14 protein-coding genes and 1 tRNA gene are annotated in these 15,415 nt (G+C 62.4%); 4 read left to right on the top strand and 11 right to left on the bottom strand.

Annotated features, from left to right (window positions below; translation table 11 throughout):
• Positions 1-94: 94 nt before the first annotated feature.
• From ACTIFE_RS00730 to cpdR, 4 genes are all read right to left on the bottom strand, one after another.
• Complete coding sequence (locus ACTIFE_RS00730) at positions 95-736, bottom strand: tetratricopeptide repeat protein (protein WP_439527245.1); 642 nt, start codon at positions 734-736, stop codon at positions 95-97.
• Positions 737-817: 81 nt separating this feature from the next.
• Positions 818-943: a type B 50S ribosomal protein L36 gene (gene ykgO / locus ACTIFE_RS00725; RefSeq protein WP_106751477.1), complete on the bottom strand. Its 126-nt coding sequence runs from the start codon at positions 941-943 to the stop codon at positions 818-820.
• 160 nt (positions 944-1,103) lie between these two features.
• Positions 1,104-1,178: transfer RNA gene (locus tag ACTIFE_RS00720), tRNA-Val, on the bottom strand.
• A 134-nt stretch (positions 1,179-1,312) separates the two neighbouring features.
• Entirely contained in the window at positions 1,313-1,672 is a 360-nt protein-coding gene (gene cpdR / locus ACTIFE_RS00715; RefSeq protein WP_019964837.1) for a cell cycle two-component system response regulator CpdR, read from the bottom strand.
• 218 nt (positions 1,673-1,890) lie between these two features.
• Here cpdR and ACTIFE_RS00710 point away from each other — a divergent pair, with 218 nt between their 5' ends.
• Together ACTIFE_RS00710 and hisN are read left to right on the top strand one after the other, a co-directional pair.
• Positions 1,891-2,781 carry an N-formylglutamate amidohydrolase gene (locus ACTIFE_RS00710; RefSeq protein WP_439527244.1) on the top strand — a complete coding sequence of 297 codons (891 nt, stop codon included), beginning with the start codon at positions 1,891-1,893 and terminating at the stop codon, positions 2,779-2,781.
• Positions 2,782-3,139: 358 nt separating this feature from the next.
• Positions 3,140-3,934, top strand: a complete 795-nt coding sequence (gene hisN, locus ACTIFE_RS00705; protein ID WP_439527243.1) for a histidinol-phosphatase — start codon at positions 3,140-3,142, stop codon at positions 3,932-3,934.
• Here the strand turns inward: hisN and ACTIFE_RS00700 are convergent.
• Positions 3,931-4,869: an alpha/beta hydrolase gene (locus ACTIFE_RS00700; RefSeq protein ID WP_439527242.1), complete on the bottom strand. Its 939-nt coding sequence runs from the start codon at positions 4,867-4,869 to the stop codon at positions 3,931-3,933. The two genes, hisN and ACTIFE_RS00700, sit on opposite strands and share 4 nt — an antisense overlap.
• 65 nt (positions 4,870-4,934) lie before the next feature.
• The gene (locus ACTIFE_RS00695) at positions 4,935-5,354 is read right to left on the bottom strand and encodes an antifreeze protein (RefSeq protein WP_439527241.1); all 420 of its coding nucleotides are present in this window, start codon (positions 5,352-5,354) and stop codon (positions 4,935-4,937) included.
• Positions 5,355-5,627: 273 nt separating this feature from the next.
• Here ACTIFE_RS00695 and ACTIFE_RS00690 point away from each other — a divergent pair, with 273 nt between their 5' ends.
• The gene (locus ACTIFE_RS00690) at positions 5,628-6,074 is read left to right on the top strand and encodes an Hsp20 family protein (protein WP_439527240.1); all 447 of its coding nucleotides are present in this window, start codon (positions 5,628-5,630) and stop codon (positions 6,072-6,074) included.
• Positions 6,075-6,149: 75 nt separating this feature from the next.
• Here ACTIFE_RS00690 and ACTIFE_RS00685 read toward each other — a convergent pair whose 3' ends face one another.
• The 5 genes from ACTIFE_RS00685 to ACTIFE_RS00665 all read right to left on the bottom strand — a co-directional run bounded on the left by ACTIFE_RS00685 (position 6,150) and on the right by ACTIFE_RS00665 (position 9,916).
• Positions 6,150-7,184 carry a threonine aldolase family protein gene (locus ACTIFE_RS00685; RefSeq protein ID WP_439527239.1) on the bottom strand — a complete coding sequence of 345 codons (1,035 nt, stop codon included), beginning with the start codon at positions 7,182-7,184 and terminating at the stop codon, positions 6,150-6,152.
• Between the two features lie 52 nt (positions 7,185-7,236).
• Positions 7,237-7,821 carry a DoxX family protein gene (locus ACTIFE_RS00680; RefSeq protein WP_439527238.1) on the bottom strand — a complete coding sequence of 195 codons (585 nt, stop codon included), beginning with the start codon at positions 7,819-7,821 and terminating at the stop codon, positions 7,237-7,239.
• A gap of 30 nt (positions 7,822-7,851) precedes the next feature.
• Complete coding sequence (locus tag ACTIFE_RS00675) at positions 7,852-8,655, bottom strand: HvfC/BufC N-terminal domain-containing protein (protein ID WP_439527237.1); 804 nt, start codon at positions 8,653-8,655, stop codon at positions 7,852-7,854.
• On the bottom strand, positions 8,642-9,529 hold the full coding sequence (gene bufB / locus ACTIFE_RS00670; protein WP_439527236.1) for an MNIO family bufferin maturase: 888 nt from the start codon (positions 9,527-9,529) through the stop codon (positions 8,642-8,644). The genes ACTIFE_RS00675 and bufB overlap by 14 nt, the downstream gene beginning before the upstream one ends.
• A 90-nt stretch (positions 9,530-9,619) precedes the next feature.
• Positions 9,620-9,916 (bottom strand): BufA1 family periplasmic bufferin-type metallophore, encoded by a 297-nt coding sequence (locus tag ACTIFE_RS00665; protein ID WP_439527235.1) that lies wholly within the window; start codon positions 9,914-9,916, stop codon positions 9,620-9,622.
• Positions 9,917-10,570: 654 nt separating this feature from the next.
• On the opposite strand from ACTIFE_RS00665, the gene gltB reads away from it, so the two are divergent.
• A complete protein-coding gene (gltB, locus tag ACTIFE_RS00660; RefSeq protein ID WP_439527234.1) occupies positions 10,571-15,307 on the top strand; it encodes a glutamate synthase large subunit in 4,737 nt (1,578 codons plus the stop codon).
• The last annotated feature ends 108 nt before the right edge of the window (positions 15,308-15,415 follow it).

Below are 15,415 nucleotides of genomic sequence, written 5' to 3'. Positions count from 1 at the left end.
GTCATGCTGTCTTTACGCAAGCCACCCCCTCAAGGTTCATTCCCCTGCCCGCAATTAAAGGCACAGGATAGCTAGCCTGGTATGAAGCGGGCTTTCAGGTCGGCTTGCCGGCCAGCTGGGTCTCCAGCTGTTCGACTGCCTTTCGGGCGGAATCAAGCATGGGATAGACCTCGAGCACCTTGCGGAACGTTGCCAGTGCCCGCTGCTCCTGATCCAGTTGGCGCTGGATGATGGCAAGCCCGGATAGAGCCCCCCAGTGGCGCGGCTCAAGCGCCAGCACGCGTTCGATGTCGGCGAGCGATCGGCCAAAGTCCTGACGCATGTAATAGACGGTGGCGCGGCGGTTCCAGCCTTCCGCATAGGACGGCTTCATCGTCACCACACTGTCGAGGAGATCGAGCGCCAGCGGATAATTCTCGGCCTTCAGCGCAATCGCCGCCCGCTCCATCAGGAGGTCCACCGTGTCACTGCCGGATTTGAGCCAGACGATCTGGATCCGGCGCGCGATGCGCCTGGCTTCGCCTTCACTGCTGGCCGCAGCCAACTGGCGGTAAAGCGTTTCGACAGGAGCCTCTTCCGCGCTGCGGGTCTTCGGCTCATCCGGCGCCGGAGCTTCGGGCAAGGTGCCGAGGTCTTCCGCCCGGGGCTCATCGGCACCGGGAGGGACAGGTTGCGCCTGTCCGCCGATGGGCAGCAGGAGCGAAACAAGTAACGTCGGAAACAGGAAAAGCCGCATGCGCCAAGTATCCTCAGCTGCACGCGGCGGTCAATCCTTGAATGCAAGAAGGTGGCTCACGAAAACGGGAGCCTGACCTGCTCAGCCCTGACGGGCCTTGTAGCGCGGGTTCTTCTTGTTGATGATGTAGACGCGGCCCTTGCGGCGAACCATGCGGTTTTCCCGGTGACGAGCCATCAGCGCCTTGAGCGAGTTCTTGATTTTCATCGTTCTGTCCCCGGAAGGGCCCTGCTGTTCTACTCAAAAGAAACGGGCGCGAAAGCGCCCGCATGGACTGGCGGTAGGAAATCACCCGGCGCAAGCATGCGCCATGGAGGCTTCCTGCTACCCGCGTCGGGGAAAGCTTTTGCTTTCCCGTCTGCAAGAATGGTGGGCGTGACAGGGATTGAACCTGTGACCCCTACGATGTCAACGTAGTGCTCTCCCGCTGAGCTACACGCCCGAAATCTTCGGAACAAAGCGTCGAAACGCTGCGGTGGAGGTGCGTATAACGGGGTTCCGGGGACTATGCAAGAGGCGTTTTTTCGAACCCGTCAAACAATCTTCCGTTCCCCTGCCGCCTGTGGAAACTTCGCCTCAGGCGGCGAGCATGCGCTCCACTTCCTGTACCAGGTCCTTGAGATGGAACGGCTTGGACAGAACCTTGGCATCCTTCGGCGCGTTGGAGTCCGGGTTCAACGCCACCGCAGCAAAGCCGGTGATGAACATCACCTTGAGATCCGGATCGAGCTGGGTTGCGCGGCGCGCAAGCTCGATCCCGTCCATTTCCGGCATCACGATATCGGTCAGGAGAAGCGCGAAAGGCTCCTCGCGCAGCCGTTCATAGGCGCTCTTGCCGTTATCGAAGGACACCACGTCGTGTCCTGCATTCTCCAGCGCCTTTGCCAGGAAGCGGCGCATGTCATTGTCGTCTTCCGCCAGAAGAATTCGCGACATTTGGGACAACCGTCAAACTCCGAACAATCCGAAGCCACCCTTTCCGGATGGCCGTTTCACTGCATTTTAGTGTTTCAGCTCGCCGTAAAGATAGAGTGAAGCGCATGACCGGTGCCAAAGCCGTCTGAGGTGTGGACAGATCGGCCGATTCATTGGAAAGATACAAGCTTGAACAGTGCGTTGGGGAGAGCGCAGCACGCACATAGCGGGGGGAAAGAATGAAGATCGTCACGGACTTCCGCTCCGAACCGCCGTTCGAAATTCTTGCGCCCGCCGATCAGCGCCTCCCGTTCGTGTTCAACTCCCCGCATTCCGGCACCTGCTATCCGCAAAGTTTCCTGGACGCCTCGCGCCTTGACCGGCTGACGATTCGACGTTCGGAAGACGCTTTCGTCGATGACCTTTTTGCCGGCGTGGTTCCGATGGGCTCCCCGCTTCTGCGGGTCTGCTTCCCGCGCGTCTATCTCGACGTCAACCGCGAACCCTATGAACTCGATCCGAAGATGTTCGAGGGTCGACTTCCGCCCTATGCCAACACCCGCTCCCTGCGTGTTGCCGGCGGGCTGGGTACCATTGCCCGGATCGTAAGCGAGTCACGGGAGATCTATGCCCACCGGCTGACCGTCGAGGAGGGGATGGAGCGGATCGAGACCCTGTACAAGCCCTATCACAACACCTTGCGGCGCCTGCTGGCCCAGACCCATGTCAGCTTCGGGTTTGCGGTTCTGATCGATTGCCATTCGATGCCCTCGACCGTGCGGTGCCAGACCACCGGCACCCGCCCGGATTTCATCCTCGGAGATCGCTACGGCACCAGTTGCCCTATGGAACTCTCAGATCTTGCCGCCAGCCTGCTCAAGGCCAAGGGATATACCGTCAGCCGGAACAAGCCCTATGCCGGCGGCTTCATCACCGAGCACTACGGCCGCCCGGCGAAGGGACTGCATGCGCTGCAGATCGAGATCAACCGGGGCCTCTACATGGACGAACACCTGCATGTCCCGACTGAGGGCATGGCACGGCTCGCCGACGATCTGATGGACGTCTTGCGCGACCTGACCTCCATGCCGGATGCGTCCCTACTGCCGGTGCGCCTCGCTGCCGAGTGAAGGCCCGTCCCCATTCCCCGATTCGCCATGATCTGCCGCAAGCCAGGCGTATAAAAAAAGGGCCGCTCCAATGGAGGCGGCCCGAGTCTAGGGAGGAAACGCCCAAGGAGGGCGGCGGCTACAGCAAAACGCTGTATCGCGCTGCAATAAGGTCGCACCGCAGTGCACAAACGTCAAGGCCTGCCGCACGGCAGCTTGGCTTTGGCTTTGACGCCAAAGGAAACAAAAGAGTAAACAGGAAGCCCCGGGGATTTTATTAGCACGCTGAAATAAATAAGATTCCCGCTACAAGTTCCTTTCCGACTCGCCGACAGTTCGTCGCAAAAGCCGTGAGCCATGCATAATGCGCAAACCAGACATGCAGATTAAGCATACCCTCTACCCCTTCCTGGAGCGTTTGGCAGCGGCGGCAGGCGAGGCAATCCTGCCTCACTTCCGCAGCAACGGGGCCATCGAGAACAAACTGGATGGCGGATTTGACCCGGTGACTGCCGGAGACCGGGCCGGCGAGGCGGCCATGCGGACCCTGATCAACGCGGAATTTGCCGCGCATGGCATCCTGGGCGAAGAATATGGCAACGAGCGCATCGATGCGGAGCACGTCTGGGTTCTCGATCCCATCGACGGCACCCGGTCCTTCATCACGGGTCTGCCGACCTGGGGAACCCTGATCGGCCTGAAATCCGGCAACTGGCCCAGCCTCGGCATGATGGCCCAGCCCTATATCAACGAGGCCTATGCCGGCGATGGGGAGTCAGCCTGGTACAGCGGCCCGATCGGCACACGACAATTGAAGACCAGGGCCTGCGCCACGCTGTCTGATGCCGTGCTGTTCACGACGACCCCGCGCATCCTCAAGCCGCTGGAACTGGAAGCCTATGACCGGATCGAAGCCGAGGCCCGGCTGGCCCGTTACGGTACGGATTGCTATGCCTACTGCATGGTGGCGGCCGGTCTGGCCGATCTTGTCATCGAGACCGGCCTGCAGGCCTACGATATTGTCGCGTTGGTGCCGATCATCGAAGGCGCAGGCGGGGTCGTCACAACCTGGACCGGCGGCTCGCCTGTCAATGGTGGACGGATCGTTGCCTGTGGCGACAAGCGATTGCACGAGATCGTGCTGAAGCGGCTGTCCAACGTGCCGGCTGGCTAGTCGCTGCCGGGGATGAAGGCATCGAACGCGGCCCAGAACTGGTCGCGATAAACATCTGCCTCCATCAGGATCTCATGCCGGGCGCCGGGAACAACGACGAACCCGGCCGCCACCATCCGCGTCGCCAATTCCTCGGTGGCGCGGGTGGAGACGATCCTGTCCGCGCCTGACGCGATCATCAGGATCGGCAAGTGGACGGACGGGCCGAATTCGATCTCGCGGAACGACAGCAGCGTCTTGCCGACTGCGGCCAGCCAGGCATTGGTCGGTGACCCGACACCAAGTTCCGGCCTTCGGTGAATGACTGCATTCATCCGCTCGAACCGAACCTGGTCACTGGTCTGCCGGTTGTCCGCATAATCCGGTGTGAGCAGGGCATTGCCGCCAGGAATGAACAGGCGGCCGAGGCCGAGGCGGCAAAGCCAGCGCGCGGCACGATAGGACAGGCTTTCCCGCCAGCCCACATCCAGCAAGCCAACCAGGGGAGAGGACAGGACGGCCCGTGAAAACCGCGTCCTAAGCCTTTCGGTGTCCGACAGCAGGATGGCGCCACCGGTCGAATGCGCCAGCGCGAAATGCGGCCCTGGACAATCGGAGAGGACAACGCGCGTCAGGATCGTGTCAAGATCGAGCCGATACTCGGCAAAATCGCGCACATGACCGCGCAAGGAATTGGTGCCATGGCGGGAGGAGCCGCCCTGGCCGCGCCAGTCGAAGGTGACGACGTGAAACCCGCGCGCCTGCAGTTCACCGATCACCTCGAAATATTTCTCGATGAACTCGGCCCTGCCCTGCAGCACCGTGACGGTGCCCTTCAATGGGCCGCCGGTGGCCGGAAACCGCGCATAGCGCAATTGCGCCCCATCGGGCGTGTCGATCATGCCGGAAACCGCACCTGTCGGAACGGGGTTTCCGGGAACTTCAATCAGCTGCATGGAATCGCCTCCGGCGGACCGGCCCTTTCCTGAGGAATACAGGGCCGGTCCCCAGGGTCAACTGCTTACCAGCGACGCAGGCGCTCACGCTCGAGGACCTGACCCGAAAAGGCGTCGACAACCAGTTTCACAGGTGCCCCTCTCTGGCCAGTGGCAATCACCACATAGGTCCGGCCCCGGGCATCCCGGACATCAATGCGATCATATCCCTGGTGACGCAGAACGCGGCGAACCTCACGCGGGCTGAGCCGCTCCTGATGACGGCCGTAAGCGGGCCGGCCATAGCCGTGGTCACCGCCGCGCTGTCCCCAGCCCGGCTGGCTCCAGCGCGGGTCGGGATACCGACCGTCCCATCCGTTCTGGACCTGAACATAGCCGGCGCCATTGCCGAATTGGAGGGTCAGGCGCGTATCGGCGTTGGCCGAACCCGGCGCCGCAAGGGTCGTTACGGCAAGAGCGATAGCAAGAAGCGAGGACTTGATCATGGCAGTCTTCCTTTCACATCTTCCGGCATCGAAACGGGGTGTGTGCCGGCTGTTGGAAGGAAGATGCACCGACGCCGTTGAACCAAAACAGAAGGCCATGTTCATCCGCCATTCATGTTTCGAAGGCGCAAGCCCCCTCTTGAAAGGCGCAAACGCGAAACCCATCTCATTGAAGCAGGCGCCAGATGGGCCTGCGGACAAGATAGACCTTTCGCCAGACAGGGGAAGGTCAATGTCAGATATCTCGTGTTGCTCAAGAGAGGACCCAAGATCATGCGTCATTTTGACTTCAGCCCGCTGTACCGTTCGACCGTCGGCTTCGACAAGCTGCTTTCCATGCTCGACACGATGAATGCGGATACTCCGAGCTACCCGCCCTACAACATCGAGCGCACCGGCGAAAACGCCTATCGCATTACCATGGCCGTTGCCGGGTTCAGCGAGAAAGAGCTGTCGCTTGAGGCGAAGGAGCACGTCCTGACCGTGAAGGGCGAAAAGCAGGCCGACGACGGCACCGGCGAAGTGCTCTATCGTGGCATTGCCTCGCGAGCCTTTGAACGGCGCTTCCAGCTGGCAGAATTCGTGCGTGTCAACGGCGCACACCTGGAAAACGGTCTGCTGCACATCGATCTCGTGCGCGAGATCCCGGAAGCCATGAAGCCGCGCAAGATCGAGATCGCGGCCGGCACGCCGAAGCAGATCGAAGCCAGCACGCACTGACCACGGCCTGCCCCCCAAGGGCCTGATCAGTCCAGGACGCCCGGCCAATGAGGCCGGGCGTTTTGCTTCTGGATTTCAGCCGGCTGCGAGTTCGAGGAAGCGTGCGACATCGGCCGGGTCGGTGGCGAAAGACGTGACGAGGCGGACTGCGGATTCGTCCGAACCGATGTTGTCGGCAGGCCACTCGTAGAACATCGCACCGGCGGCACGCAGGCGGGCAATCACGCTATGTGGCAAGACCGGAAACACCTCGTTTGCCTCGACCGGCCAGGCCAGCCGGTAGCCTGCGGCGACCAGTCCCTCGCCGATGGTCTGTGCCAGCCCATTGGCATGAGCGGCATTGGCGAGCCAATGCCCCCCAGCGAGATAGCCATCGAACTGCGCGGCGGCAAAGCGGCTCTTCGACAGGAGATGGCCGGCCCGCTTACGCAAGTATGGAAACTGCAGAGCATTGTCAGAATTGAAGAAAACAACTGCTTCAGCGCACCAACAGCCGTTCTTGGTGGCCCCGAAAGACAGGACATCCACGCCCGCCTTCCACGTCACCTCGGCAGGAGTGAGCCCAAGGAAGGAGACGGCATTGGCAAAGCGCGCACCATCCATATGCAGGGGAATGCCCCTTCCATGGGCGGCATCCGCCAGTGCGCGGATCTCGCCTGACCGGTACACCGTGCCGCATTCGGTGGCCTGCGAGATGGAGACCGCCGACACCTGACCATGCATCGGATTGCCATCCGGATGATCGGCCATCGCGGCGGACAAGGCCTCAGGCGTGATCTTGCCATTGGCGCCGGCAAGACCGCGCAGCTTGCCACCGCCAGTGAAGAATTCCGGGGCACCGCACTCGTCAACCTGGATATGCGCGCCGGAATGACTGAAGACAACGCCACCCGGACGGGCATAGGCCGACAGGGCAAGGGCGTTGGCAGCGGTGCCGGTCGCAACGAAGAAGACGGCGACATCCCGTTCAAATATCTCGGAAAATCGCCGCGAGACGGCTTCCGTCACGGGATCGTTGCCATAGGCGGGAGCGAGCCCGGACGCATGCCGCGTCAGGGCCTCGCTGACCGGCGCGCTGGCACCGGCCCAGTTGTCGCTTGAAAAGATCATGGCTCTTTAAAGCAGGCACCAAGGCGCTCGGCAAGCGCCCTTGGCAACTCCTTCAGTGATAGCGGGCGCGGCGGGAATAGAACCGGCCCAGAACCCAGTCGAGCGAAATCTTGCCCGGCCCGTTGAGAACGAGAACCGTCAGCAGGAAGCACCACAAGAGGCGCTGGTCAGAGATCATGGCGCTCGGATTGCCATCAAAAAGCTGACCAATAGCCGTCGCATCGGCGCCAAGACCGGTGATGTCGACATAGCTCATGACGACAATGAACCCGATCATGCCGAGGCTGGCGAAGCGGGTGAAAAGGCCGACGACGACCATGGCCGGCAGCACGAACTCGGCCCAGGTCCCTGCAATAACAATAACATGATAGGGGAAGAACGGGATCTGCGACTGGTCATAGCTCACCGCCTGCATCATCTGCGGCAGGATCTGCGCGAAGGCCCCCGTTGACGGCGTCAGAAAGCCCAGAGGGCCGGAGCTGATCTTGGTCAGCGCGGAATTCCAGAAGTACATCAACAGGATACCTGCGAAGGCAAAACGCGCGAAAGCCCCCAGGAACCAGCCGCGCGTCAACTGTTCAAACGCACTGAACACCGCCGTATAAAGTCGGACAAAAAAATCAATCAGCCCAGACATAGTCGTTCCCCCATCCTGTGCACGAAGAAGTCAGGCCGTGCCCCTGTCGAGCCCGCAGAAGATGCCGGCGGAAAGCAGAACCGACAATCCTTGCGGAAAATCGAAGCCCGGATCTGCAGCAAAGGCCAGTTCCGCTGCATCGCCAAGGGTTTGCCCCGAAAACAGGGCCGTGGCGAGGGCAGCCGTTCCAGCCGGAATCACCCTGAACATCACATCGATGTCAGGACGCGAGAAAAGCACAGACTGGCTTTCCAAAAGATCAATGGGGACAGAGACTTCAGGTTCGAACCGGTTGGCGACAACGAGATCAAAGACCGGAAAATGGGAGACCAGCAGCCGGGATGCCGGATGGGCCTGAAGGCGCACATCACCCAGGGACCCCGGCGCAACCGAAGCAAGATCAGCCGGGTCAAGCGGTGCGGTATCAGCCGCGTGATAGCTCTCCAGCCAGGCCCATTCGAACCGGGCCACATCGGCGAGATACGGGTAGGCAGCAAGGGGGGAAAAACAAGCGACAAAGTCCGACAATTCACCGCCATAGCGCGACAAGATCGGAGACTTTGGCGGGTGCGCAGACATGAACAACCGAGCCAGCGCTGAAAAATATTCATCGCCCAGCAAAGCAGCCACGGCCGGGTAGGTTGCCTTCAAACTTTCGGTGAGACTGACCACGACATTGTTGCGATAAACGGCAAAGCGCTTGCCGGCAGGTCGACCACCCGGACCCACCACGCCAGCGGGCACCGGAAGGTCGGGGACGAACAGGGCAGCGGCAAAATCATCGCGTCCCGGGAAGGGACCGAGAGGCCAGGACCGACCGTCAGCCGAAGGCACGACGGGGCTCCCGGCGGGCAGCCGCTGTCAGGATCCGCTCGGCTGACCGGGCTTCATCCAGGAGGACCGGCCAAGCGGGAACGTCATTGTCCCACTCGATCAGGGTCGGCAAGGGACCGAGGCGATTGGCAACGAGAGCAAACAGGCGCCAGACCTCCTGGTCGACAGGTCGGTCATGCGCGTCAATCAGCAACGGCAGGCCATCGTCATCAATGTCCGGAGCATGCCCACCGAGATGGATCTCGCGGACATGCGCCAGCGGAAAATCGGCGAGATAGGTCTCGGCCGACCAGCCATGGTTGGTGGCGGAGACGTGAACGTTGTTGACGTCGAGCAGCAGGCCGCAGCCGGTGCGGCGGACGATCTCACGCAGGAAAGCTGTTTCGGACAGCGTGCTTTCGGCGAACGCGACATAGGTGGAAGGATTTTCCAGCAGCATCTGCCGGCCCATCACCTCCTGGACCTCATCGATATGGGCCGTGACGAGAGCCAGCGTCGCCTCCGTATAAGGCACCGGCAGCAGGTCGTTGAAATAGGTGGTGTCATGGGTCGACCACGCCAGATGCTCGGAGAAGAGACCGGGTTCATAGCGATCAGCGACCTTGCGCAGGCGCGCCAGATGATCGCGATCGAGCGGCCCTGCTCCACCGATGGACAGGCCAACCCCATGCAGGGACAGCGGATAGTCGCGGCGGATTGCCTCAAGATGCCGATGCGGAGCCCCGCCCGCCTCCATGTAGTTCTCGGCATGAACCTCGAAGAAGCCGACATCGGGCCGGCTGGCGAGAATATCCGGCACATGCTCACCTTTGAGCCCGACACCGGCCCGCGCCGGCAGGACGGCTTCGATGCGCAGATCGGTCGCGAGGGTCATGGCAGGGTCCTGAGGCAGCAGCAGATGGCGAAGACAGTATCAAAATATGGCTGCCCGGACCAAGGCCCAGGCAGCCACAAGATCCCTGGATCAGGACTTCGGCAGGTCGCGCTCAAGCGGCTCCAGCGAGCCCATGCGGCCGTCCGGCACGCTCATGGAAACGCAAGTGCCTTTCGGGACGAGGGTCCAGGCATTGCCCTGGTAGTCAACGGTCGAGGAACCGGCGCAGGTTGTGCCCGGGCCGGCCTTGCAATCATTCTTGCCGGCCATGGACACGCCGTAGCACTTTTCTTTCGCATCCTGCGCAACGGCAGCGGTGGAGAGGCCGGAAACGGCAGTTGCAACGGCGCCAGCGACGAAGGCGGCGGAAAGGATCATCTTGCTCATGTGGATCTCCCAGAAAGGATCTGCGGGCAGGCGGGCTGTCCGTCTGGCGCAACTGCAGAGTGACCAGACTGCGCTTCAACAGGAAATCAAAGGCCTGTGACAAACTGACCACGCCAGCCCAACACTAATTGAACGGGAAGTGTGAAATTTTCTTTCCCCACACGCGGAAAAGTGAAGTGAAAAATCAAAAACGGAGCAAAGCGCGAAACAAACAGGATTTTACCCTTCAGAAACGGTCTTGCCCCCCCGTTTGAAATCTGGCATGTTCGCCCGGCCTAGAATTAGGGCAGCAATGCTGTCCCTTTTGACGGCAAACGGGAAACCTGACAAGCCATGGGCGAACCGTGGCAAGGCGCGGATAGTCCGGGACGCTACCACCGGCCAGCGCAAGCAAGACAGGAACCCCGCCCGTCTGGCCAACGCCGGGCGCGCGCCGCATGGCCGCACCAGGGCAGGCCTGCCGGATCAATGCCTGGCGGCAGTTCCGCCGGACGCGTGACGATTCGCTTTCGACGAGCGAAGCGTTAAATTAAGACAGAGCCGCGGCAGAGGCTGAGGGAGGTGTCGCTTGCGCCTGGTCCAGGGTGGACGGACGCGCTTGCGCTTTATCCTGAAAGTCACGCGGCACCACTGCGATCACAGTGAGGACGCATAATGATGAAGAGTGAGCTGACGGCAAGCACAGCCATGGTCATGGGCGAACGCGACGCGGGTGCGAAAACCCGAACCGCGACTACCCTGGCTACGCGTCTGCGCGAGGCGGCAGACAAAGGGCTTTATAATCCTTCTCGCGAACACGATGCCTGCGGCGTCGGCTTCATTGCGCATCTCAAAGGCCAGAAATCGCACAAGGTCGTCGCAGACGGCCTCAACATTCTTGAAAACCTGACCCATCGCGGCGCGGTGGGCGCCGACCCTTTGATGGGTGACGGCGCCGGCATGCTGGTGCAGATCCCGCATGCCTTCTTCGCCGCTGAAATGGCGGCCCAGGGGATCACCCTGCCGGAACCGGGCCAGTATGGCGTTGGCTTCCTGTTCCTGCCGCAGGACCCGGCGCTGCGCGCCCAGTGCGAGGAAATCGTCGAGCGGGTTGTCGCTGCCGAAGGCCAGAAGGTCATCGGCTGGCGCGACGTGCCGGTCGACAATTCGTCGCTGTCCAAGGCGCCGGACATTGCCGCAACCGAACCGGTCTCGCGCCAGCTGTTCATTGCCGCGACCGACTGCGCCGACCAGACCGCCTTCGAGCGCCGGCTTTATGTGCTGCGCAAGGTGATCTCCAACACCGTCCGCGCCGAAAGCAACGCGGTGAAGAACGGCTTCTATCTGGTTTCGATCTCGAGCCGGACCGTCGTCTACAAGGGCATGTTCCTGGCCTATCAGCTGGGCGCCTATTACAAGGACCTGACGGACGAGCGCTTCACCTCGGCCCTGGCCCTGGTGCATCAGCGCTTCTCCACCAATACGTTCCCGTCCTGGGATCTCGCCCACCCGTACCGCATGGTGGCGCATAACGGCGAGATCAACACGCTGCGCGGCAACGTGAACTGGATGGCAGCCCGCCAGGCCTCCGTGTCCTCGCCGCTGTTCGGCGACGACATCACGAAGCTGTGGCCGATTTCCTACGAAGGCCAGTCGGACACCGCCTGCTTCGACAACGCACTCGAATTCCTCGTCATGGGCGGCTACTCGCTGGCCCACGCGGCGATGATGCTGATCCCTGAAGCCTGGGCCGGCAACCCGCTGATGGACGAGAACCGCCGCGCCTTCTACGCCTATCATGCCGCGATCATGGAGCCATGGGACGGTCCGGCTGCCGTGGCCTTCACCGACGGCCGCCAGATCGGCGCGACGCTGGACCGCAACGGCCTGCGTCCGGCCCGCTACATCGTCACCGACGACGACTATGTGATCATGTCGTCGGAAGTCGGCGTGCTGCCGATCCCGGACGAGAAGATCGTCAAGAAGTGGCGCCTGCAGCCGGGCAAGATGCTGCTCATCGACCTGGAAGAAGGCCGCATTGTCTCGGATGACGAGATCAAGCGGCAGCTGTCCACGGCCAACCCGTACAAGGACTGGCTGCACCGGTCGCAGATCGTGCTGGAAGACATGCCGGGCGTGCGTGAGCGGGCCCCTGTCGCCGGCGAGAGCCTGCTCGACCGTCAGCAGGCCTTCGGCTACACCCAGGAAGACATCAAGCTGCTGATGCAACCGATGGCCACCATCGGGCAGGAAGCCGTGGGTTCGATGGGCACGGACACGCCAATCTCGGCTTTGTCCGACAAGTCGAAGCTGCTCTATACCTACTTCAAGCAGAACTTCGCCCAGGTGACGAACCCGCCGATCGACCCGATCCGCGAGGAACTGGTGATGAGCCTTGTCTCGTTCATCGGTCCGCGTCCGAACCTGTTTGACCTCAAGGGCCTGTCGCACGCCAAGCGCCTGGAAGTCCGCCAGCCGATCCTCACCAACGAGGACCTGGAGAAGATCCGCCGCATCGGCGACATCGCCGACAATCACTTCTCGGCCAAGACGCTCGACATGACCTACATCGCCACCAAGGGCGCTGCGGGCATGGAAGAGGCGCTGGAGGAACTGTGCCAGCGCGCCGAGAAGGCCGTCCGGGACGGATACAACATCATCATCCTGTCCGACCGCATGATCAGCCGTGCCCGCATCGCGATCCCCGCGCTGCTGGCCACCGCAGCCGTGCACCATCACCTGATCCGCAAGGGCCTGCGCACCTCCGTCGGCCTGGTCGTGGAGACGGGCGAGGCGCGCGAGATCCATCATTTCTGCGTGCTGGCCGGTTATGGCGCCGAGGCGATCAACCCGTATCTAGCCTTCGAAACCCTGCTGTCGATGCATGCCGAGATGGACTTCCCCGAGGAAGTCGACGCCGATGAAGTGGTTCACCGCTACATCAAGTCGATCGACAAGGGCATCCTCAAGGTCATGTCCAAGATGGGCATCTCGACCTACCAGTCCTATTGCGGCGCGCAGATCTTCGACGCAATCGGTCTGTCTTCCAGCTTTGTCGAGAAGTTCTTCTTCGGCACGGCCACGACCATTGAGGGTATCGGCCTGAATGAAGTGGCCGAGGAAACGGTGATGCGCCACCGGGAAGCCTTCGAGGACGTCGCCATTCTGCGCCGCTCGCTCGAGGTTGGCGGCGAATACGCCTACCGCATCCGTGGCGAGAGCCACATGTGGACGCCGGATTCCATCGCGACGCTGCAGCACGCCGTGCGCGGCAACCTGCCGGACAAGTACCGGGAGTTTGCCGAGATGTCGAACCGGGAGACCGGCCGCTTCTCGATCCGTGGCATGTTCCGCATCAAGAGCGCGGACGAGCTCGGCCGCAAGCCGATCCCGCTCGACGAGGTGGAATCGGCCGAAAAGCTGGTGCGCCGCTTCGTGACGGGTGCCATGTCCTTCGGCTCGATCAGCCGCGAGGCACACAGCTCGCTGGCCATCGCGATGAACAAGATCGGCGGCAAGTCGAACACCGGTGAAGGCGGCGAGGAAGCCGAGCGCTTCAACCCGCTGCCGGACGGCTCGATGAACCCGCAGCGGTCGGCGATCAAGCAGGTCGCCTCCGGCCGCTTCGGTGTCACCACCGAATATCTGGTCAATGCCGACATGCTGCAGATCAAGGTGGCGCAGGGTGCCAAGCCCGGCGAAGGCGGCCAGCTGCCCGGCCACAAGGTGGATGCGGTCATCGCCAAGGTGCGTCACTCGACCCCGGGCGTCGGCCTGATCTCGCCCCCGCCGCACCATGACATCTACTCGATCGAAGATCTGGCGCAGCTGATCTACGACCTGAAGAACGTGAACCCGGAAGCCGACATCTCCGTCAAGCTGGTGTCGGAAGTGGGTGTGGGCACGGTGGCCGCTGGCGTTGCCAAGGCACGTGCCGACCACATCACGGTCTCCGGTTATGACGGTGGCACCGGCGCTTCGCCGCTGACCTCGATCAAGCATGCCGGCAGCCCCTGGGAAATCGGCTTGGCCGAAACCCAGCAGACGCTGGTGCTGAACGGCTTGCGCTCCCGCGTGGCGCTGCAGGTTGACGGCGGCCTGAAGACCGGCCGTGACGTGCTGATCGGCGCCCTGCTGGGTGCTGACGAGTTCGGCTTTGCCACTGCACCGCTGATCGCGGCGGGCTGCCTGATGATGCGCAAGTGCCACCTGAACACCTGCCCGGTTGGCATTGCCACCCAGGATCCGGTGCTGCGCAAGCGCTTCAAGGGCACGCCGGAGCATGTGATCAACTACTTCTTCTTCGTCGCCGAAGAACTGCGCGAACTGATGGCCTCGCTTGGCGTTGCCAAGCTGGACGAAATCATCGGCCGCGCCGACTTCCTCGACAAGGACAGTGCGATTGATCACTGGAAGGCACGCGGGCTCGACTTCGGCCGCATTTTCTACCAGCCGGAAGCAGCCCCTGAAGACACCCGCTGGACCATGCGCCAGGAGCATCCGATCGTCGACATCCTCGACCGCCGCCTGATCGCTGCCGCCAAGCCGGCGCTGGACGACAAGGCGCCGACCATCGTGGAAGAGACGATCTGCTCGGTCGACCGTTCAGCAGGCGCGATGCTCTCCGGCGAGGTTGCCAAGCGTTACGGCCACAAGGGCCTGCCGGCCGACACGCTGAAGATCAACCTGAAGGGCACTGCCGGTCAGGCCTTCGGCGCGTTCCTCGCACGCGGCATCAAGCTGACCCTGACGGGCGACGCCAACGACTATGTCGGCAAGGGCCTGTCGGGTGGCAAGATCATCGTGCGGCCGTCGGACAAGTCCAAGATCCCAGCGGAAGAGGCGATCATCGTCGGCAACACCGTGCTTTATGGTGCGACCGAGGGCGAGTGCTACTTCCGCGGCGTGGCCGGCGAGCGGTTCGCCGTGCGCAACTCGGGTGCCGTGGCGGTTGTCGAGGGCGTGGGTGACCACGGCTGCGAATACATGACCGGCGGCATTGTTGTCGTCATCGGCCAGACCGGGCGCAACTTCGCGGCCGGCATGTCCGGCGGCATTGCCTATGTGCTGGACGAGGAAGGAAACTTCTCCTCGCGCTGCAACCTCGCCATGGTCGACATCGAGCCGGTCACCGAGGAAGATGACCTGCTGGAGAAGCTGCATCACCACGGCGGCGACCTGGAGCACAAGGGCCGCGTCGACGTGACCGGGGACATGACCCGCCACGACGACGAGCGCCTGCGCCAGCTGCTGTCGAACCATGTGGCCAACACCGGGTCGACCAAGGCCAAGGCCATCCTGGATGCCTGGGAGGCCTACCGTCCGAAGTTCGTCAAGGTGATGCCGGTGGAATACCGCCGCGCCTTGCGCGAGATGGAAGAGAAACGGCTGGGCATGGTGGCGGCCGAATAAGCCGCCCCTCCCCTGCCCGTCCGGCACGCCGGCAGGGCAGGCGCCAACGCCAAGCCGCCGCCTCCCGATGATGGTCGAGGCGGCCCGTCACAGACAGGATTTTTCAAG

The organism is Pannonibacter sp. (genome assembly GCF_051860505.1).
Classification (GTDB): Bacteria; Pseudomonadota; Alphaproteobacteria; order Rhizobiales; family Stappiaceae; genus Pannonibacter.
Note: the sequence above shows the minus strand (reverse complement) of the source record. Positions and strands in the feature narration are given on the sequence as shown.